The organism is Nocardiopsis nanhaiensis (assembly GCF_054778635.1).
In genome coordinates this window covers 1-19,811 of the sequence record NZ_BAAGZJ010000064.1, presented here as the reverse complement: position 1 = coordinate 19,811, position 19,811 = coordinate 1, and the positions used below count along the sequence as shown (strand labels likewise).

Here is a 19,811-nt window from a genome sequence, read left to right as displayed (position 1 = left end):
CAAGGGCGCCGCGGTGCCCTACGCACCACGACGCCCCAGGGTCGTGCTCTCCCGCCGGTCGGCCGTTCCGACCGACCGGCTACGTGTTACAGGTCCTCACCGTGGACGGAACCGGGGGTGCCCGGGGCCGTGGTCTGCGGCTCGCCGGTCTCGTCGAACTCGAGCCACTCTTCCCAGGTCGGCTGCCAGTAACCCCAGCCGTTGTTGTACTCGAACTCGCGGTCGGTGCCGGTGGTGTCGAGGATGTCACCCATCAGGGTCTCCTCGTAGAACCACCGGGCGTCGTCCATCCGCAGGTTGGTGCAACCGTTGGAGTTGTTGGCCGAGCCGATGGCGCCGTTGCTGGACATCTCGTGCACGAACTCGCCGCTGTTGGAGGTACGCACGGCGTACTGCACGTCCACCAGGTACGAGCCCGGATCGTCCTCGGCGATGCCGACGGTCGCGGAGTCCATGGTCAACTCCTCGTAGCGCTCCATCAGCACGTGGACACCGCTGGTCGTGGTGTCGAAGCGCCGGGTGCCCGCGCCGTTGCTCACTTCCAGGGTGCGCTCGTGCTCACCGTCGATCTCGATTTCCATCTCGTGATCGGGGACGTGCATGGTCGCGATGAGTTCGCGGCCGATCTCGAAGTCGATCTGGTAGTTGCGCACGCCGTAGACGCCGTCGGAAGCCTCGACACCGGAGAGGTTCAGGTCGACCGTCACGTCCTGGTACGGCTCCCAGTACTCCTCCGGACGGAAGACCGCCATCTGGTCGGTCTCCCAGTGCCAGGCGCCGGAGACCTCCTCCTCGGCGACGACGTCCATGGAGTTCTCGACCTGCTCCTTGTTGCTCACGGGCAGGTCGAAGTTGATCACCACGGGCATGCCGACACCGACGGTGTCACCGGAGCTGGGGAAGTTGGACTCGAGTTCGAGGCGCTGGCCGGCGACCGCGTCGAGGGTGGTGAACTCGGTGCTGAGCTCGGTCTCCTCACCGGCCTCGTTCTCCGCCGTCGCGGTGACGACGATCTCGGAGCCCGGACGCAGGTTCCAGTCGCTGACCCACTCGTCCTCGTCCTCGTTGAGGGTTCCGGTCATCTCGTACAGGTCGCCGTCGTCCTCTTCCTCGCCCTCGGCGCCCCCCTCGGCGTCGGCTTCGGCGACCTCGACCTGGTCGACCTGGACGTCGCTGATGACACCGTGCTCGGAGCTGACCCGGACGGGGGTGTTCGGCTCGATCTCCTCGACGCCGTCCTCCGGCGTGATGCTCAGCTCGGCCGGCTCGGCATCGGGATCGCTGTTGCTCTGCGTCTCGGCGTCACCGGAAGTACAGGCCGTGGCGACGAGCGCGAGCGCCACCAGACCGATGCCAAACCGACGTGTCACCGCCGGGTGGGTCTTACCCGTCACGTCTGAACCTCCATAGTCCAACTCGAACCCGACCTACTGCCTTTGCCAAAGTAAGACGCTCCAGCGCCGAAAAGGTTCGGAAATCCCATGCATCGGTATAGAGCGGTTATCCGGAGGCACGGCCAGCACGCCCGGAACCGACGAGGATACACCTAGGGGGTACGCGCCTCATCCACTGGGTGACCGAGGCCTCAAGCGCGGAAAAGCCCAGGCACTTGCCGTTACGGATCCTACCTACCTAGAATATTGTTCGATCGATCAGGTTTCTGGGAAAGAAAGCTGACCAACTGATCAGATTTACTCGCGGAGGAGAAGTACCATGCCGTGGATCTGGTTGATCCTCGCGATCGCCCTCGAGGTCTTCGCCACCACGTCCCTGAAGTTCTCCGAGGGCTTCACCAAGCTCCTGCCCTCGATCTTCGTCGTCGTCGGCTACGCCTCCGCGTTCTTCATGCTCTCCCAGGCCCTCACCCGCGGTATGCCGCTCGGGGTGGCCTACGGGGTGTGGGCGGCGGCCGGGGTAGCCCTGGTCGCGGTCATCGGGAGCGTCTTCCTTGGTGAGACCTTGACCTGGGTCCAGGTGGGTGGCATCGCCATGGTCATCGCCGGGGTCATGGCCCTGGAGATGGGCGGCCAGCACTGACCACCGGCGGCCTTCCGGCAAGATGGGGCATCGTGAACACCAACCAGTGGGGCGAGGACCCGGAGAACATCAGCGACGGCCGCCGACGCAAGGGCGAGCAGCGGCGCCGACTGCTTCTCGACGCCACCATGGGCGTCATCGCGCGGGACGGTGTCGCCGCCGTCAGCCAGCGCCGGGTGGCCACCGAGGCCGACGTCCCGCCCAGCACCGTCACGTACTACTACGCGACCGTCGACGACCTCCTCGTCGACGCGCTGACCCGGGTGAACGACGCCTACGTATCCGTCGTCGAAACCCTGCCGAACGACCCGGACCAGGCGCTGCGCGGCTTCGCCGCCCTCATCACCGAAGGGATGGGTGCCGGCCGGGCACACGCCTTGGCCGAGATGGAGCTGTTCCTCATCGCCGCCCGGCGGCCCTCACTGCAAGCCCAGGTCGATCGCTGGACCGCGGCTGTCGACGCCTTCCTCGCGCCCTACCTCCCCGATCCCGCCGCCCGGGCCGGGGTGGCCGCCGCCTCGGACGGCTACTTCCTGCGCTGCTGCATCAGCGACCCGCGGCCCGACACCGCGGACGTCTACCGGGCACTGCGCCGCCTCATCGACCGCGAGCGCGCCGTCGGCTGAGCTGGCACCCGGGACCAGTGACCGCACGTCCGGGCCGCTTGCTTCGCCCTCCCGTCCGGGCCGCTGGCCCTGAACCTTGCTCCGGCTACCCGCTCCGACGGGTCTCCACGGCCGGCTCAGCGCCGGTCGCGGTCGGCCCCGTCCCGGACCATGTCCACCAACAGCCGCAGCACGAACATCGCGGTGGTGGCCAGCAGGAACCACGCCAGGAAGTTGAGCGCCTGCGTATGCGTGGCCAATTCCGGCCAGGACACCCCCGGCTGCTCCGTCACGTTGAACAGCCCCACCGACATGAACCCGGTGACCACGGCCAACACGGTCATCACCGCGCGCCGCACCACCGAGCGCAGGAGTCTTCGGTCCTCGGGGTGGGCGAACATCCGGGTCTGCACGGTGAAGCGGCCCTTGTACAGCTGGTCGGTGATCCGGTCCAGCCTGCGGGGCAGCCGCCGCAGGGTCGGCAGCAGGGCGAGCAGCTCCCCGGACGCCATCTCCCGCAGATTGCCCGTGCCCAACTGCTCCGACATCCGTGCCCCGGCGTACCGCTTGGCCTCGGCCACCGTGTCGAACCCCGGCGACAGGTGCACCAGGGTCCCCTCCAGGGTGGCCAGCGCGCGGAAGACCCCCGCGAGCTCGGACGGCAGGACCAGCCCGAAGCGCGCGACCAGCATCAGCAGCTCGGTGAACATGCGCATGCTGGCCGTGGTCGCGCCGTGCAGGTAACGCGCCATGAACTGGCCGAGCGACCGGCGCAGCCGCTCCGCGTCGATGTCCCCGGAATCGGCGACCACGTCGAGGAGGGTGTCGGTCAACAGGACGGTGTCGCCCCGGTCGATGGCCAGCAGCATCATGTGCAGGGCCTCCCGGGTCTGGGCGTCGAGTCTGCCCACCGACCCGTAGTCCAGCAGCCCCACCGCGCCGTCCTCGAGGACCAGGATGTTGCCCGGATGCGGGTCCGCGTGGAAGATCCCGCTCACCAGCACCTGCTCGAGCAGGCAGTCCAGGAGTGTCCGGGCGAGGCGCTCCCCGTCCGGCCCCGGCAGTTCGGCCCCGCCGACCTGGGTTCCGTGCAGGCGCTCCATCACCAGGACACGGCGGCTGGTGTAGGCCTCGTACACCAGCGGGATGCGTACCGGTGAGTCCGTGGTGGCTTCCGCGACGGCGGCGATGTTGGCCGCCTCCACCTCGAAGTCGAGCTCCTCCAGCAGCGCCTGGGCGAACCCCTCGGCGAGCTCGACCACCCCGATCGCGGGCCCCCAGTCGGTGTGCTCGTCGAAGCGCCGCGCGAGTCTTCGGATGATGTCGAGGTCCCGCCGGACCACCGGGCCGATCCCTGGCCGCTGTACCTTGACCACGACCTCTTCCCCGCCGTGCAGACGGGCCGGGTGTGCCTGGGCGATGGAGGCCGCGGCGAGGGGTTCGGGGTCGAACTCGGCGAACACGTCGTCGGAGTCCCGGCCGAGCTCGCCCTCCAGGCAGTCGCGGACCTGTACGTAGGGGACCCGGACCGCTTCACTGTGCAGGCGGCCCAGTTCCTCCACGAACACCGGCGGCAACAGGTCGCGCCGGGTGGCCAGCACCTGGCCGAGCTTGACGAACACCACCCCTGCCTCCTCCATGGAGCGGGCCAGGGAGCGGGCCAGGCGCCGCTGGGCGGAGGAGTCTTCGACGCCCTCCCGGTGTCCCAGCACGTAGCCGCCGAGGCCGTGCCGGGCCAGGATCCACAGGATCCGCCGGTATCGGCCCATCCGGCCGAACCAGTCCCTGGTTTCCCGGGCCATGGCGACCGGCCGGACACGGGTCCCCCGTGGCATGAGCAGTTCCAGGGCAACGAAGGCGAGCATCGCGCCCACGGCCATCGCGAAGAGCATCAGCACCATGAAGCCCGGCTGGTCCATCTCCGCCGGCTGGGTGGTGTTGAGCGCCTCCACGTCGCCGTAGTAGACCAGGATGCCGCCCACAGCCCCTACCGGGGCGCCGACCAGCGCTGCCAGGGCCAGCCTCGGCAGGTTGAAGGGCACGTCCATGAGCCGGCTGGCGAGCTTGCCCAGGCCAAGCAGGATCAGGATGAGCGCGACCAGGGACAGCACCTGGCCGACGATCATGCCGAACACCGAGGTGATGGTCAGCGAATCCATAAACGCCCTTCTTGGTGGGGTCTCCCCGCGGACACCGGGAGCGCGCGGAGAGGCCGGGTAGCAGCGCGAGGGGGTGGGTGTCCGCGCGGAGGCTGGCGGACAGGCACAACCTTGACAGGTTCACCGCGGCGGCGACAGCCAGTGTCCCCAGCCTGTGGATAACCCCGGCCCGCCGCGCGTCCGCGCACCCGTCCCGGCACACGTAGGGCCCGCGGGAGCGCTTGACTGCGCGTCGTCCCGCGGGCCCTCGACCTCACGCTCCCAGCACGGGCCGCATGCCCCGACCGGGGGTGTTCAGGGCGTCATCGGGGGATCAGCAGGTGAGCTCCCAGGAGCACTCCAGCTCACCGCCGCCGGAACCGCTCTGCGCGAGCGCCGCCGGCTCCGGGGCCTGGTTGCCGAGGTACTCGGCCACCCGGACCACGATCGCGTCCTGTACGTCGGTGGGGGCCGCACCCTCGTGGTCGTTGTTGACGACGCTGAAGAACAACTCACCGCCGTCCGGGCCCTGCACGTAGCCCGAGAGAGCGCTCACCCCGGTCATCGTGCCGGTCTTGGCCTGGGCGACCCCCTCGGCCGCGGTGCCCTCCATACGGGAGGCCAGGGTTCCGCCGACGAACGGGTCGCTGTCACCGGCGACCGGCAGCGAGTAGTGCCAGTCGTCGTACCAGGGGGCGTACTGGGCGTGGGTGAGCAGGTCGACGACGGTGTCCGCGGTGACCCAGTTGCTCCGGGACAGCCCCGATCCGTCGTTGAGTGTCAGGTCGGACGTGTCCACACCCACCCGCTGCAGCGCCTCCTCCTGAGCCGCCAGACCGGCCTTCCAGGTCCCCTCGCCCGAAGCCTCCTGGCCGATGCTCTTCACCAGCATCTCCGAGTGGCCGTTGTTGCTGAACTTCATCAGCGGGACCATGACCTCCGCGAGCGTCATGGACGTGTGCTCGCCCACCGCCTCCGGATCCCACTTGTCCGGGACCGCACCCTGGGCGACCCCGCCCTCGACCGGCACACCGTTCTCCTCCAGGGCCTGGGCGAACAGGTGCCCGGCGAGCCCGGCGGGCTCGTCCACGGTGCGCAACGCCACGGACGGCTCGGCGTCCGCGGGCAGGGAACCGCTGACCTCGATGGTGTTGGTGTCGACCGGCCGGTCGATCACGAGCGTGTCCTCGCTCCCGGGGGCACCGGTGACGGCCTGGTTGTCGAGCTCGACGTAGCCGTCGGCGGCACCCGGGTCCACGGTCACGGGATCGCCCTCCGAGCCCGCGTTGACGGTCACCTCGGTCACCCCGGTGTCGTAGCGGTCGCCGTGGGCGACGGTGAGGGCCGAGATCTGTGCTGAGAAGGCGAAGGGCTCGTCCTCGGGCCACCAGTCGTCCACGAGGCGTTCGTCGTCGAACCAGGTGTCGTCGGCGTACAGGTCACCGACCGACGTGACACCGGAAGCGGCCACGTCCGCGGCGATCGTGTCCAGGTCGGCCCCGCTCAGCGTCGGGTCACCGCCCCCGACCAAGTACAGCTCCTCGACGTCGCCCTCGGCCGGGCCCTCCACCACGGCCTCCGTCTCGAAGGTGTGGTCGGCGCCCAACGCCTCCAGGGCGGCCGCCCCGGTGAAGGTCTTCATGTTGGAGGCCGGCAGCAACTCGGTTCCGGCGTCACGCGAGTAGAGCACCTCTCCGGTGTCTGCTTCGGTGACCACCACCCCGGAGGTCGCGCCCTCCAGCGCGGGATCCTCCAGGATCGCGTCGATATCGGATCGCAGTTCGTCGTCGCGCTCGGCCGGGTCGACCGTGTCGGCCGCGGCGGGTGCGGTCGTCAGGGACAGGGGGACCAGCGGGACCGTCAGGAGGGCGGCCGCGGCCAGCCATCCGCGTCGGCTCCGGCCCGCCGACCGTCGGGGGGTTGCGGGGGTCATGAATCTCCTTCGGAAGCGACCGTTCGGGAGCATGCTGAAGAACGAACCTAACCGAACGTCAGCCCTCCAAGCCAGAGCGTTTCCGGCGGTTCGCGAACCCGCCCCTCTCCGGCTCCCCGCCTGCGGCACCCGTGCCCCGCCGAACGCGAAACGGCGCCGAGGCGCGGCGACAGCCGCCCCTCGACGCCGTTCCCGACCTCTCAGAACTTCCGGATCAGATCAGCTCGACTACCTCGGAGTAGTGGCACGCGTCCCTGTGCCCGGCACCCCGGTCCAACAGGTCCGGCGGCTGGTCCACACACTTGGTGCGCTCGAGCTCCGAGAGCTCGTTGGCGAACTTCGGGCACCGGGTCCGGAACCGGCAGCCCGACGGCGGGTTGGCCGGGCTGGGGATGTCACCGGTGACGGTGATCCGCTCGCGGGTCCGCTCCTTGACCGGGTCCGGCAGCGGAATCGCCGAGATCAGCGCCTGCGTGTACGGGTGCGCAGGAGCCCGGAACAGCTGTTCCGTCGTTGCCGTCTCCACGATCTTGCCGAGGTACATCACGGCCACCCGGTCGGCGATGTGCTTGACCACGGACAGGTCGTGCGAGACGAACAGGTACGACAGGCCCAGCTCGTCCTGGAGGTCCTCCAGCAGGTTGATCACACCCGCCTGGATGGACACGTCCAGCGCCGACACCGGCTCGTCGAGGACCAGCACCTTGGGGTTGAGTGAAAGTGCTCGGGCCACACCGATGCGCTGGCGCTGACCGCCCGAGAACTCGTGCGGGTAGCGCGAACCGTGCTCGGGGTTGAGGCCCACCAGCTCCAGCAGCTCCTTCACCCGGCTCTTCGCGGCCCCGTGGCCCTTGCGGTGGATCTTCATCGGCTCAGCGATGATGTCCGAGACCGTCATCCGGGGGTCCAGTGAGGCGAACGGGTCCTGGAAGACCAGCTGGAGGTCTCGGCGCAGCGGACGCATCTGCTTGTCCGAGAGGCCCTGCAGCGGCTTACCCATGTAGGCCACCTCACCCGAGGTGAGCTTGATGAGGTTCAGCAGCAGGCGGGCCGTGGTCGACTTCCCGCAGCCGGACTCGCCCACGAGCGCGAGGGTCTCGTGTTCGCGCAGTTCCAGGGAGACCCCCGAGACCGCCTGAACCTCGCCGATCCTGCGCCTCAACAGGCCCTTGGACCGGATCGGGAACTCCTTGACCAGATCGGTCGCGCTCAGGAGGATCTCCGGCTCGGCACCGTCGGCGTCCCCGGCACTTTCCGATGGCTCCTCTGCCGCCTCCTTCAGCTCTTCGGCCGCCTCGGCGGCCAACGACTCGGCACCGGCCAGTTCAGCCACCGATTCCATGCCCTCGGTGTCCACCGCGGTCGCCTGGAACAGCTCGTCCGCGCGGGTCTCCGACAACTCGGAACTGAAGTGGCAGGCGGCCACGTGGGCACTGAAATCACCCTCCTGGGCCGCCCCCCGGTCCCCGTTCTCCCTGGTGAGGAGCAGCGTGGGCTCCTCCTCGTGGCACAGGTCCCTGGCCATCGGGCAACGCGGCGCGAAGCCGCACCCCCGAGGCAGGTCCATCAGGGAGGGCGGGGTGCCGAGAATGGGGGTGAGGCGGTCGTCGCGCTCACCGTCCAGCCTGGGCAGCGACCCCAGCAGCCCCAGCGCGTAGGGCATCTCAGGCCGGTAGAAGACGTCCTCGACCGCACCCATCTCGACGATGCGCCCGGCGTACATGACGCCGACCCGGTCGACCTGGCCCGCCACTACGCCGAGGTCGTGCGTGATGAGCACCAGTCCCGCACCCGTCTCGCGCCGGGCAGCCTGCAGGGCGTCCAGCACCTGGGCCTGGACGGTGACGTCCAGGGCGGTGGTGGGCTCGTCCGCGATGATCACGTCCGGGTCGTTGGCCATCGCGATGGCGATGACCACGCGCTGGCGCATACCGCCGGAGAGCTCGTGCGGGTACTGCTTGAGCCGCTGCTCCGGGGAAGGGATCCCCACGATCTCCAGCAGCTCCAGCGCCCGGTCCATCGCGGCCTTCTTGCCCACCTTCCGGTGCGCGAGGACCGCCTCGGCGATCTGGTACCCGACCGTGTACACGGGGTTGAGCGAGGTGAGCGGATCCTGGAAGATCATCGCGATCTTCTGCCCGCGCACCTTGCTGATCTCCTTGTCGGACAGCCCGATGACGTTCTGTCCCAGGAGCTCCGCCCGGCCCTCCACGTGGGCGTTCCTGGGCAGTAGTCCCATGATCGCCATCGAGGTCACGGACTTGCCCGAGCCGGACTCGCCCACGATGCCCAGGGCCTCGCCCCGGCGCAGTTCGTAGGAGACCTCCCGGACGGCGGGCAGCGGCCCGTCGTCGGAGGGGAAGGTGACGCTGAGACCGCTGACCCGCAGCACCACCTCGTCGTGTTCGGCGAGGGCCGCCTCTTCGTTGCTCATGTGCTCAGTAGTCGTCATCGCCGCACCGTGGTCTGTCGTGGGTCGAGGGCATCCCGGAGTCCGTCACCGATGAAGTTGATCGTCAGGCAGATCAACACCAGCAGCACACCCGGCGGGTAGAACAGCCAGGGCCGGGTGGACACCGCCGTCCGCGCGTCGCCGATCATCTGCCCGAGCGAGATGTCGGGCAGCTGGATACCGAACTGGAGGAAGGACAGGCCCGCCTCCATCAGGATCGCGACCGCCACCAGCAGGGTCGCGGCGACGATGATCGGACCCGCCGCGTTGGGCAGCAGGTGGCGGAGGATGATCCACGGGGCCGAGGCGCCGGAGGCCCGGGCCGCTTCGACGAACTCCTGCTCCCGAAGCGAGAGCACCACACCGCGCACGACACGGGCGATGGTGGCCCAGGCGAACAGGGCGATGATCAGCGCGATCGTGGCCCAGGTGGTACCGCCGGTGGTGTTGCCGGCGAGCGCGGCCACGGCCACGAGGGGCGGGACGATGATGAACACGTCCACGACCCGCATCATGACCGCGTCCGTACGGCCCCCGTAGTACCCGGAGGTGGCTCCCCACACGGAACCGAAGGCGGCGGCGCAGAAGGAGACCGTGAGGGCGACCTTCAGGGTCTGCTGGGCACCCCTCATGAGCTGGCCCAGGACGTCCTGCCCTGCAGACGACGTGCCTAGGGGATGCGCGCCACTGGGCGGCTGGTTGCTCGCGATCTCCCGCGAAACCGTGTGGTCCCAGGTCCAGAAGAAGGGACCGAGGAAGGCGAACGCGGCGATCGCGATCAGGGTTGCCAGGCTGATCATCGCCGGCCGGTGGCGGGAGAACCGCTTCAGGACCATCTGCAGCTGGGTGCGATCCTTACGGGGCCCGACCCCGCCCCCGGCGGGGCCGCGGCGATCGGCCGCGGTCTTGCCGTTGTCACTCATAGCGGATCCTCGGGTCGAGCACGCCGTACAGCAGGTCTGCGATGAGGTTGGCCACGATGACCACGACCCCGCTCAGCAGCAGCCAGCCCATCAGCGCGTAGGAGTCGTTGTTTTCCACAGCCGTGATGAAGAAGTCGCCGAGACCGCGCCACTGGAAGACGACCTCGGTCAGGATGACACCGTCGATGATGCCGGCCACGCCCAGGGCGACGACCGTGGTCAACGGGATGAGCGCGGTACGCAGGGCGTGCCGCCGGATGACCACGTGGTTGCGCAGGCCCTTGGCCCTGGCTAGTCGTACGTAGTCGCTGTTGAGCACTTCCAGCATGGACGTGCGCTGGTACCGGCTCCACGAGGCGAAGGTGGTCAGCATCAGCACGATCGTGGGCAGGGCCATATGGGCGAAGGCGTTGAGGAACTGGTCCCACAACGGTTCGCCCTCGGCTCTGAACCGCCCGTCCCCGATGGTGTTGAAGATCTGGTCACCGACCGCCTCGTTGAAGGCGACACCGCCCGCCTGGACGATTCCGGCGAACCAGAAGGTCGGCATCGCCAGTGCGAGGAAGCCGATGAAGGTCAGTGTGTAGTCGATCCTGGAATACTGCTTGATCGCGCTGACGACACCGGCGAGGACGGCCAGACCGAGCGCGAACAGCATCGCCATACCGACCAGGCGCAGGGTGGTCCAGAGGCGTTCGGCGATGTTCTCGCCGATGTCGTACTGGGGCCCCTGCACGGAGGGGCCGAACTCGCCCTGGAGCAGGCCGATGTCCCCGTCGCCGCCGATACCGGTGACCCAGAGCACGTAGCGCTCCGGCATCGACCGGTCCAGGTAGAGGCGCTCCTCTTCCTGTTCGATCACCGCGGGTTCCGGCGGGGGCTGGGCCGTCTTCAGGTCGGCGAGCGGGTCACCGGAGACGTCGATCATCACGAACGTGAGGATGGATGCGAGGACGAGGACGGGAATCGCGCTCAGGAGCCGCCGCATCGTGTAAACGAGCATGGGTGTGATCCTTCAGGGGTGAACGAGGACCGACCCGGCCCCGGGTTGGTGACCCGGGGCCGGGTCTGAGGCACCGGGCCGAACTAGTCGGCCAAGTCCCACTCACCGATGTTGTAGGTGGCGCGGTAGCTGGAGAACAGGTGGTCGGAGACGTTCTCCAAGTCCTCGTTGGCGAAGAAGTAGTTCGGCTCCGCCATGATCGGCATGACGTAGGCCTCGGGAACCAGGATCTCCATCGCCTCATTGGCCAGTTCCGCGGCGGTGTCCTGGTCCGGCGCGTTGGCCACATCGGCGGTCAGCTCGTCGACGTCCTCGTTCTCGTAGCCGCCGAAGTTGCTGGCGCTGGTGCTGTTCCACTGCTGGTCCGGGTTGGTCGCGAACCACGGGTTGCCCTGCCAGCCGAACTGGACGATGTCGTAGTCGGCCTCGGCGAGCATGGTGCCCAGGTCGTCGGTCATGTCGATGTTGGTGGTGATGCCGAGCTCCTCGAGCTGGGACTGGATCACCTGGACCGAGGTGTTGCGCACGTCTGAGTCGGTGCTGCGCAGGCTGAAGGGGCCGACCTCGTCACCGTCGAGGGTGAGGGTGTCGCCGTCCAGCTCGTAGCCCGCGTCCTCCAGGATCTCCTGGGCCTCGTCGAGGTCGCCGGTGCCCTGGGTCTCGTCCGCGTAGTGGTCGACGAAGTACTCGCTGTCGTTCCGGAAGGTGTGGTTGTTCTTCAGCTCGTACTCGGGGTAGCCCTCTTCGTAGTTGCGGGCGGCGATGTCGTCGCGGTCGATCGCGGTGAAGATCGCACTGCGCAGCTCGACGTCCTGAAGGGCCTCGTTCTCGAAGTTGAAGCTGAGGTGCTCCCAGGATGCGCCCTCGTCGATCTCCATCACGGCGTTCTCGAGGTCATCGAGTTGGACGACGACGTCCTCGTTGTAGTCGGCGGGGTTGGCCCCGTCGATCTCGGCGTTGACGAACGCGTTGACGAAGGTGCCCTCGTCGGTGTTGTAGGGCATCGTGATCCGGTCCAGGGCCGGCTCGGTCTCACCGAACCAGTTGGGGTTCGGCTCCTTGATGACCTCGTTCTCCAGGTCGCCCTCGACGATCTGGTACGGGCCGCCGGACCACTCCGGGCGCTCGGCGTGCAGCCAGTCGTAGTACTCGCCCAGGTCGTCCGGGTCGTCGACGTCCCAGCCCTGCTCCTCGGCCAGGTGGGCGGGGAGGAAGCCGCCGGCGACGTTGTGGGCGTCGAAGAGCTTCTCCCACTCGGGGTTGCCCAGGCCCTCCTTCAGCTGGATGGTCGCGGTCTTGCCGTCGACCTCGATGTCCTCGACCTTGTCGTAGTCGGTCGACAGGCGGGAGTCGCAGCCGGTGCAGTGGCCCTCTTCGGGGTTGGTCGCCAGCTTCCAGGTGGTCCGGAGGTCCTCACCGGTCATGTCCTCGCCGTCGCTCCACACGGCATCGTCGGCGAGGGTGATCGTCCACTCGAACGGGCCCTCGTCGGGGTCGTCGTTGATGAGCTCCGGCTCCTCGGCGAGGACGTCCATGTCGTACTCGTACGTCTCCGCGTCCGGCAGCCATGTGCCGGTGCTCGGCAGCACACCGGAGAGCATCTGGATGACGTAGACGCTGCCGCCGGCGGCGCTGATTCCCTGCCAGGCGGCCGGCAGGCTGTTGATCACCCAGGTGACCTCTTTGTCACCGCCCGCTCCATCGCCGCCGCCGTCGCCGGTGCAACCGCTGGCCACCAGCACGGCTGACGCCGCCGCAGCGGCGACTGCCATGGTCTTTCCGCGTTTGTGCATTACTTACACCCTTGATCACTAAAACGAGCCGTGCATGCGGCGTTTGCGCGGTACACGCATACCCCGCCGAACTTAGGCGATTAGTCGTTCAGAAGACCATTGAGCGAAATGTCTGTATAGCCCTACTGCCGGATTCGTGACCCATCCGCAACCGGTTCGCGCTCATGCGGCCCCCAACGTCGACATCGCAGCTCAACATGCTGGTAACACGTAGTCAACGAGGCATACCCGCAGGCCAGCGGCGTCAGACGAGAATCCGGCACTTGGACGGAGATTCGGACGCTCCCGAAATGCATTGCCGGACACGGGTTCCCCTGGAGCGCCCTTCACAGAAGCGTAAACATTGTTTATGCACGAGGCCGTTACACATGATCACTCACCGAGAAGCGGACAAACACCCCAAGTCACTCGTTGAGGGCTGATACATCGTGGTGGACTCAAGCAGGCATCCGCCCGGGACTATTCTTATACATCCACTAAACCAATCATGGGATGAAGGGATGTCATGCAGCACTCCCAAGCGAAGGCCGCCAGCCCCGGCCACAGCGGCGTTGAGACGTCCCGAACCCCACGCACGACCTGACCGAAACCGGGAACCCAGCGCCCATGAACCGGATAGGGTTCCGGGTGACGGCCTCCGTCACCCCCAGCCGCCCCGCCCAGCGAGAGAGGCATCCGCCGTGTCCGAATCGGTCCGTCTGGTCTGCCCTGTAGGACGCAAGTACGTGGAGCTGTGGGCTGGCTACGCTCTGATTGCACTCGGACTCGTGGTCGCGCTCGTCGACCCGGGGCACTGGGCCACCATCGTCCTCGGCGCCATCTTCGCGCTCGGCGGCGCCGCCTTCGCCGTCCACGGCCATCTCATCAAGGCGCCGGTACTGGAGGTCTCCGAGGAGGAGTTCCGCTACGAGCGCGGGAACTACGTGGTCACGGTCCCCTTCAACGACATCGGCTCGTACTACGTCCTGCCCGGGCGTATCCGCTCCCTGGGGCTCTGCGACCACGCGGGCCGACCGAAGCGCTTCCCGTCGCTGAAGAGCCGCCGGACCTCGCGTACCTACCTGCCACTGACCGGCATGACCAACCCCGCCAAGGTGGAGTCGTTCATGGCCGTCTCCGGTATCCCGCCCCGAAAGCGCTCCCTGACCTCGTGAGACCTTTCCCAGCACATCGGACTCTTCGCCCCCACGCGCCTCAAGGACATACCGTCACAAGGCTGATTCATCTACCCTCGGTGGTGTGAAGCAGTCCAGAATCACCGCCATCCTGACCGTAGCGGGGATGCTCGCGGCCATGTGGGTCTTCGAGATCCTCGACACCCCACTCGGGGGCCAGCTCGACCGGCAGTTCGGGCTGCGCGCCTGGGACACCGACGCACCCTGGACCGTGCTGACCGCACCGTTCATGCACGGAAACTTCGCCCACCTGATCGGCAACTCGCTGCCGTTCCTCGTACTGGGTTCACTCGTGGCCTTCAGCGGCCTGGGCAGGTTCCTGCTCACCACACTGATCATTGCCCTCGTCAGCGGCGTGGGCGTGTGGCTGTTCTCCGCGCCGCACACTCTGACCGTGGGCGCCAGCGGACTGGTGTTCGGCTACTTCGGCTACACCGTCCTGCGCGGCATCATCGAACGCAAGACAGTCGACATCGTCATCATGATCTGCGTGGTCATCTTCTACGGAACGATGATCTGGGGGGTCCTGCCACAGCACCCCGGAGTCTCGTGGCAGGCCCACCTCTTCGGCTTCATCGGCGGCCTCATCGCCGCCTACACACTGCCCAAGCGTGACAAGCCGGCCCAGACCAACCAGTGGAACCCCGGAGGCGCCCAGGGCGGCTACTACGCTCCCTGAGCCCGGTGCCCGGAGCGGATCCAGCAGCGACGCGGAAGGGCCGCCTCCCCTCGAGGAGGCGGCCCTTCCGTTAGTACAAGCTGCGCGGAGTGGGGCACGGCGCGCAGCCCGGTGCTGGCACGGCGCACGGCGCGACGGCCTAGAACTCCAGGCCTTCGGCGTCCTCACCCATGGTGCGCTCCAGGAAGAAGGGGTTGTCCGCCAGCCACTGCCGGGCCCCCGCTTCCGGGTCGGTGACCTCGGGGCCCACCGTGAGGACCTCCAGGGAGGCGAGCTCCTCGTCGTCCATGGTCCAGCTCTGGAGCCACTCGGTCAGCTCGGGGTAGTCCTCCGAGAACCCGTCGCGCCCGACCGAATGCAGGCTCTCGGTGTCGCCCATCAGCCCCTGGGGATCCTCGAGGTCCTTCAGGTCGTGCTGGGCGTAGGCGGGGTGCGGACGCCACAGCGTCACGACGATCGGCTCCTGCTGCGAGATGGCCTGCCCCAGCTCGTCCATCATGCCCGATCCCGACGACGTCTCCAGGGCGAAGTCCTGGTCCAGCTGGTAGCCGGGCATGGTCTCCTCCTTGGTGACCCGGGTCAGGCCGGCGTCCGGTTCGATACCGACGATGGTGCCGTCCAGCTCACCGGCACTCCCGGGGAGGTCGTCGATGGCGTGCACGTCCTCCATGTACCCGGGCACCGCGAGGGTGAGGACGGCGTTGTCGTACCAAGAGCCCAGGGTCTCGATCTGCCCCCGGTACTCGTCCATGTACTCGTGGTGGGTGACCGGAAGCCACATGTCGAGGTACAGGTCCATCTCACCCGCTGCCACGCCCTCGAAGGCGGGGGCGACGTCGACCTCGGTGACCGTCACGTCGTACCCCATCTCCGTGAGGACCGCCTCCCACATGTGCGTGACCGCGATGGCCTCCTCCCAGGCGATCAGCGCGATCTCGATCTCCTTGTCGTCCCCGCCGCCCGCTTCGTCGAGCAGGCCCTCGCCCTCGCCTGCGCAGGCGGACAACAGGAGTACGCCACTCATACCCGCGGCTGCCAGAGCCGTGCGCTTACGCCTGTCCATCGTGGATTCGCCTTCCCTCAGTACTCGACTTCCAAGGAGCGGACCGATGTGAGGGGGGTGCCATCGATACGGGCTCCGCGGTGACACACAGGCGACGGCTGCCCCCGGTACGGGAGCAGCCGTCTCATGTATGTGCCCGTAAAACGAGCTTATGTGCGGTTGTGGACTTAGAAGTCCAGACCGTCAGCGTCGTCACCCATGGTGCGCTCGAGGAACTCCGGGTTCTCGGAGAGCCAGGCGCGGGCGCCCTCGTCCGGGTCGTCCTCGTGCTCTTCGAGGGTCAGGTCCTCCAGGCTCTCCAGCTCGGGCTCGTCCAGCTCGAACTCGGCCAGCCAGGAAGCGAAGTTGGGGTAGTCCTCGGCGAAGCCCTCACGCCCGACCGCGTGGATGGTCTCGGCGCCGCCCATCATGCCCTCGGGGTCCTCGAGGTCCTTCAGGTCGTACTGGACGTAGGCGATGTGCGGACGCCACAGCGTGACGACGATCGGCTCCTCGGCCTGGATCGCGGAGTCCAACTCGGCGAGCATCGCGCCGGTGGAGGACTCCAACAGCTCGAAGTCGTCGTCCAGGCAGTAGCCCGGCATGGCGTGCTCGCGCGTGGTCCGGACCAGACCGGAACCGGCCTCGATGCCCACGATCTGGTTGCCGAGCTCGTCGGCGTTGGCCCGCAGGTCGTCGATCGTGTTGATGTCCTCCATGTAGGAGGGCACCGTCAGCTTGAGGCTGGCGTCGTCGTACCAGACGGACAGGTTCTCCAGCGAGTCACCGTAGTCCTCCCAGTAGTCACCGTGGGTCTGGGGCAGCCAGGTGTCCATGAACAGGTCCACGTCGCCGTTGGCGGCGCCCTGGTACATCGGGGCCACGTCCAGGTCGGTGACCGTGACGTCGTAGTCCTGCTCTTCGAGGATGACCTTCCACAGGTGGGTGGTGGCGATGGCCTCCTCCCACGGGATCAGCGCGAAGTTGATCTCGTCGGCGTCCTCGCCGTCGTCGGGAACGTCGACCAGGGGGAGTTCCGCTTCCTCGACCTCCGGCGGCTCAGCACCGGGGGTGCACTCGTCGGCGGCACCGTTGGTTTCTTCCTCGGGCCCATCGGCCAGATCGCTTCCCTCACCACAACCCGAGAGCAGGAGCGCGCCGCTCAGGCCGAGGGCCGTGAGCGCGGTGATCCGCTTGTTCATGAGTGTTCCTTCCCTTGGAAACTGCGTCATCGTTCACTCTTACGAGCGTGCGCGCTCGGCGCGCGCCTGCGGGGTGTTGCGGGTGATCGCCCCCGTCATCCGGTCGAGGAAGATCGCCAGGATGACCACGGCGATACCGGCTTCGAAGCCCAGTGCACCGTCGTTGCGGGAAATGCCTTGGTAGACCTGGTTACCCAGGCCACCGGCACCAACCATGCCCGCGATCACGACCATGGACAGGCTCAGCATGATGACCTGGTTGACACCGGCCATGATCGTCGGAACCGCCAGCGGCAGCTGGATCCCGGTGAGGACCTTGCGGGTCGGGGCGCCGAACGCCTCACCGGCCTCCACGAGTTCCTTGTCGATCTGGCGGATGCCCAGCTCGGTCAGGCGCACGCCGGGCGGCATGGCGAACACGATGGTCGCGACCACGCCGGGCACCGAACCGATGGAGAAGAAGAAGATCGCCGGAATCAGGTAGACGAACGCCGGGAGCGTCTGCATCAGGTCCAGGACCGGCTTGACGATCTTGCTGACCAGGTCGTTGTAGGCGGCGAGGATACCGATCGGGATCGCGATGACCACGGCGATGCTGCTGGCCACCAACACCAGGCCGAGGGTGTCCATCGCGTTGGTCCACTGTCCGACGGAGGCGACCAGGGTCAGGGCGATGAGCCCGAACACACCGAGTCGCCACCCGGCGACGGAGGCCGCCAGCAGGCTCAGCAGCAGGATCACGAGGACCGACATCGGGTTCGTGACCAGCATGGGCAGAACCAGCCAGCCGACGATGACGGCGCCCAGCCAGCCGGCCGTCATCACGATGGTGCGCGTGCGGCTGCTGCTGTCGAGCACACCGAGCACGGTCACCGCGATCAGGAAGACCAGCGAGACGATGAAGTAGGCGTCAACCCGCTCGGGCAGGCTGAACAGGTCGATCGCCCACAGGAACAGGAAGGGCGGAAGCTGGTTGATCAGCGCGCTGACCAGGCCGACCTGGACTTCCAGAATGTAGAGCAGGGAGACCACGGCCACGGTCGCCAGCAGGGGGATCCGGCGTGTGCGCACCAGTGGCACGGCGATGATGATCGCGGCGATGAAGGCCAGCTGGCCCGCGCCCGGGGAGATGAAGAAGTCGGACAGGTTGCCGACGGCCCAGCGGATGAAGTCTCCGACGACGTCGAAGAACCAGGCGAAGTTGCTCTTCAGCCACTGGTTGCCAGCCTCGAACCAAGCACCGAGCGGAATACTCGGTGGGAAATCGACGGGGGTCACTCCTGCACCTCCTTACCCGTGGACAGCGCCGCGAGCACGGAGCTCCGGGAGACCACACCGAGGCTTTCCCCGTCCTCCGTCACAACGCTGAGGCGCTCAGCGGTAGCCATGCTGTCGTACAGCTCGGCGATGGGTGTCGCGGCCGGGACCTCGGGGGTTCCCGCGTCGGCCGTCTCACCGTCGTCGATGGCGGACGCCGCGGTGAGTACCCGGGTCCGGTCCACGTCCTCGATGAAGCGGGCGACGTACTCGGTGGCCGGGTCGTTGAGGATCTCCTCAGCCGTACCGACCTGCGCGACACGGCCGTCGCGGAGCACGCAGATCCGGTCGCCGAGGCGCATGGCCTCGTTGAGGTCGTGGGTGATGAACACGATCGTCTTGCCCAGACTCTTCTGGAGCTCCAGGAGCTGGGTCTGCATGTCGCGGCGGATCAGCGGGTCGAGCGCGCTGAACGCCTCGTCCATGAGGATGATGTCGGTGTCGGCGGTGAGGGCGCGGGCGAGGCCCACGCGCTGCTGCATGCCGCCGGACAGCTGTTGGGGGAGCTTGTCCTCCCAGCCGTCGAGCCCCACGAGTGCGAGGGTCTCCTTCGCCTTGGCGTGGCGCTCGGCGCGGGGCAGCCCGCGCAGCTCCAGGCTGTAGGCGGCGTTCTCCAGCACCGTGCGGTGCGGGAGCAGCGCGAAGTGCTGGAAGACCATGCTGATCTTCTGGCTCCGCAGGCTCAGCAAGTTCTTCTTACTCAGGGTGGTGATGTCCACGCCGTCGATCTCGACCGAGCCGGAAGTCGATTCGAGGAGCCCGTTGAGCATCCGGATCAGGGTCGACTTACCCGACCCGGACAGGCCCATGACGACGAAGATCTCGCCCGGTTGGACCTCGAATGACACGTCGATGACGGCGGCTGTCACGTCGAGGTCGGCGATGGTGTCCCGGTGGCTGCCGTCGGAAAGCCGTTCCACGGCCGCCTTCGGCTGTCTCCCGAACACCTTGTACAGGTTGTCTGCGCGTACTGCTGGCACGGTCTCCTCTATGGGGCTTTCCCTGCCGCGAGACGCACCGGTAGCTCCCTGAGCTCCTTGGACGACCCGCGGTTCCCTCAGGTAGTCGGCCCGCGCAGAGCCCCCCCGTGCGCGCCCAAAATGGGCGAAACCGCTACCTGGTTCACGTCGGGGCGCCACCTTACCGAGATGTGTACGCACAGTTCAGGCGATATGTCACTACCAAATAACATGTTTAGCCGCCATAAAACACGTCCGCCGACCTGCGGCGCGGGTTCTCGTCGCCACAGAGCGCCCTTATGTGATCTCTACCACTCACCATTTTAGGGAGGTAAGTGTCACGATTGCGTGACAGGCACACTAAGCGACAGACCGTGTCAAAGCATGACCGTACCGTAAGCCGCCCTTGGGGCACCAGAGCGCCCCGGCTAGGGCGTGTTCGGTGGATGCTGCCCGTCGCGAGCGGCGCATCCAGTGGTGCTGGCACAAGGCCGAAGAAGGAGTTCCCCTACTGTGCACTGCCTCGCAAGCTCGGCAGCATCGCACAGCGGGG

At 67.5% G+C, this 19,811-nt stretch carries 15 protein-coding genes; 4 read left to right on the top strand and 11 right to left on the bottom strand.

Annotation, left to right across the window (positions count from 1 at the left end):
* Positions 1 to 86 precede the first annotated feature (86 nt).
* Positions 87 to 1,394 (bottom strand): L,D-transpeptidase, encoded by a 1,308-nt coding sequence (locus ACYVD1_RS25040; protein WP_460776947.1) that lies wholly within the window; start codon positions 1,392 to 1,394, stop codon positions 87 to 89.
* Between the two features lie 319 nt (positions 1,395 to 1,713).
* Here ACYVD1_RS25040 and ACYVD1_RS25035 point away from each other — a divergent pair, with 319 nt between their 5' ends.
* Both ACYVD1_RS25035 and ACYVD1_RS25030 read left to right on the top strand, forming a co-directional pair.
* The gene (locus ACYVD1_RS25035) at positions 1,714 to 2,037 is read left to right on the top strand and encodes a DMT family transporter (RefSeq protein WP_460776946.1); all 324 of its coding nucleotides are present in this window, start codon (positions 1,714 to 1,716) and stop codon (positions 2,035 to 2,037) included.
* 128 nt (positions 2,038 to 2,165) lie between these two features.
* The gene (locus ACYVD1_RS25030; protein WP_460776968.1) at positions 2,166 to 2,663 is read left to right on the top strand and encodes a TetR/AcrR family transcriptional regulator; all 498 of its coding nucleotides are present in this window, start codon (positions 2,166 to 2,168) and stop codon (positions 2,661 to 2,663) included.
* Positions 2,664 to 2,779: 116 nt separating this feature from the next.
* Here ACYVD1_RS25030 and ACYVD1_RS25025 read toward each other — a convergent pair whose 3' ends face one another.
* The 6 genes from ACYVD1_RS25025 to ACYVD1_RS25000 form a co-directional block, all read right to left on the bottom strand.
* On the bottom strand, positions 2,780 to 4,801 hold the full coding sequence (locus ACYVD1_RS25025; RefSeq protein ID WP_460776944.1) for an ABC1 kinase family protein: 2,022 nt from the start codon (positions 4,799 to 4,801) through the stop codon (positions 2,780 to 2,782).
* A 313-nt stretch (positions 4,802 to 5,114) separates the two neighbouring features.
* Positions 5,115 to 6,713: a D-alanyl-D-alanine carboxypeptidase/D-alanyl-D-alanine endopeptidase gene (gene dacB / locus ACYVD1_RS25020; protein WP_460776943.1), complete on the bottom strand. Its 1,599-nt coding sequence runs from the start codon at positions 6,711 to 6,713 to the stop codon at positions 5,115 to 5,117.
* A gap of 214 nt (positions 6,714 to 6,927) precedes the next feature.
* Positions 6,928 to 9,165 carry an ABC transporter ATP-binding protein gene (locus ACYVD1_RS25015; RefSeq protein ID WP_460776942.1) on the bottom strand — a complete coding sequence of 746 codons (2,238 nt, stop codon included), beginning with the start codon at positions 9,163 to 9,165 and terminating at the stop codon, positions 6,928 to 6,930.
* Positions 9,162 to 10,088, bottom strand: a complete 927-nt coding sequence (locus ACYVD1_RS25010) for an ABC transporter permease (protein WP_460776941.1) — start codon at positions 10,086 to 10,088, stop codon at positions 9,162 to 9,164. Before ACYVD1_RS25010 ends, ACYVD1_RS25015 begins: the two co-directional genes overlap by 4 nt.
* Positions 10,081 to 11,091: an ABC transporter permease gene (locus tag ACYVD1_RS25005; RefSeq protein WP_460776940.1), complete on the bottom strand. Its 1,011-nt coding sequence runs from the start codon at positions 11,089 to 11,091 to the stop codon at positions 10,081 to 10,083. Before ACYVD1_RS25005 ends, ACYVD1_RS25010 begins: the two co-directional genes overlap by 8 nt.
* Before the next feature lie 83 nt (positions 11,092 to 11,174).
* Positions 11,175 to 12,884, bottom strand: a complete 1,710-nt coding sequence (locus tag ACYVD1_RS25000) for an ABC transporter family substrate-binding protein (protein ID WP_460776939.1) — start codon at positions 12,882 to 12,884, stop codon at positions 11,175 to 11,177.
* Positions 12,885 to 13,564: 680 nt separating this feature from the next.
* Between ACYVD1_RS25000 and ACYVD1_RS24995 the strand changes: the two genes are divergently transcribed.
* On the top strand, positions 13,565 to 14,038 hold the full coding sequence (locus ACYVD1_RS24995) for a hypothetical protein (protein ID WP_460776938.1): 474 nt from the start codon (positions 13,565 to 13,567) through the stop codon (positions 14,036 to 14,038).
* 85 nt (positions 14,039 to 14,123) lie between these two features.
* On the top strand, positions 14,124 to 14,738 hold the full coding sequence (locus ACYVD1_RS24990) for a rhomboid family intramembrane serine protease (protein WP_460776937.1): 615 nt from the start codon (positions 14,124 to 14,126) through the stop codon (positions 14,736 to 14,738).
* Between the two features lie 139 nt (positions 14,739 to 14,877).
* Here ACYVD1_RS24990 and ACYVD1_RS24985 read toward each other — a convergent pair whose 3' ends face one another.
* The 4 genes from ACYVD1_RS24985 to ACYVD1_RS24970 all read right to left on the bottom strand — a co-directional run bounded on the left by ACYVD1_RS24985 (position 14,878) and on the right by ACYVD1_RS24970 (position 19,255).
* The gene (locus ACYVD1_RS24985; RefSeq protein ID WP_460776936.1) at positions 14,878 to 15,801 is read right to left on the bottom strand and encodes a glycine betaine ABC transporter substrate-binding protein; all 924 of its coding nucleotides are present in this window, start codon (positions 15,799 to 15,801) and stop codon (positions 14,878 to 14,880) included.
* Positions 15,802 to 15,968: 167 nt separating this feature from the next.
* Positions 15,969 to 16,982, bottom strand: a complete 1,014-nt coding sequence (locus ACYVD1_RS24980; protein ID WP_460776935.1) for a glycine betaine ABC transporter substrate-binding protein — start codon at positions 16,980 to 16,982, stop codon at positions 15,969 to 15,971.
* 39 nt (positions 16,983 to 17,021) lie between these two features.
* Positions 17,022 to 18,260 (bottom strand): ABC transporter permease, encoded by a 1,239-nt coding sequence (locus ACYVD1_RS24975; protein WP_460776934.1) that lies wholly within the window; start codon positions 18,258 to 18,260, stop codon positions 17,022 to 17,024.
* Positions 18,257 to 19,255: a quaternary amine ABC transporter ATP-binding protein gene (locus ACYVD1_RS24970; protein ID WP_460776967.1), complete on the bottom strand. Its 999-nt coding sequence runs from the start codon at positions 19,253 to 19,255 to the stop codon at positions 18,257 to 18,259. Before ACYVD1_RS24970 ends, ACYVD1_RS24975 begins: the two co-directional genes overlap by 4 nt.
* Positions 19,256 to 19,811: the final 556 nt, after the last annotated feature.

Excerpts from the sequence above, each read along its gene's own strand:
- dacB (WP_460776943.1), bottom strand. The coding sequence starts at position 6,713 with ATGACCCCCGCAACCCCCCGACGGTCGGCGGGCCGGAGCCGACGCGGA.
- ACYVD1_RS25035 (WP_460776946.1), top strand. The coding sequence starts at position 1,714 with ATGCCGTGGATCTGGTTGATCCTCGCGATCGCCCTCGAGGTCTTCGCC.
- ACYVD1_RS25000 (WP_460776939.1), bottom strand. The coding sequence starts at position 12,884 with ATGCACAAACGCGGAAAGACCATGGCAGTCGCCGCTGCGGCGGCGTCA.
- ACYVD1_RS25030 (WP_460776968.1), top strand. The coding sequence starts at position 2,166 with ATGGGCGTCATCGCGCGGGACGGTGTCGCCGCCGTCAGCCAGCGCCGG.
- ACYVD1_RS25005 (WP_460776940.1), bottom strand. The coding sequence starts at position 11,091 with ATGCTCGTTTACACGATGCGGCGGCTCCTGAGCGCGATTCCCGTCCTC.
- ACYVD1_RS25025 (WP_460776944.1), bottom strand. The coding sequence starts at position 4,801 with ATGGATTCGCTGACCATCACCTCGGTGTTCGGCATGATCGTCGGCCAG.
- ACYVD1_RS25010 (WP_460776941.1), bottom strand. The coding sequence starts at position 10,088 with ATGAGTGACAACGGCAAGACCGCGGCCGATCGCCGCGGCCCCGCCGGG.
- ACYVD1_RS25015 (WP_460776942.1), bottom strand. The coding sequence starts at position 9,165 with ATGACGACTACTGAGCACATGAGCAACGAAGAGGCGGCCCTCGCCGAA.
- ACYVD1_RS24985 (WP_460776936.1), bottom strand. The coding sequence starts at position 15,801 with ATGGACAGGCGTAAGCGCACGGCTCTGGCAGCCGCGGGTATGAGTGGC.
- ACYVD1_RS24980 (WP_460776935.1), bottom strand. The coding sequence starts at position 16,982 with ATGAACAAGCGGATCACCGCGCTCACGGCCCTCGGCCTGAGCGGCGCG.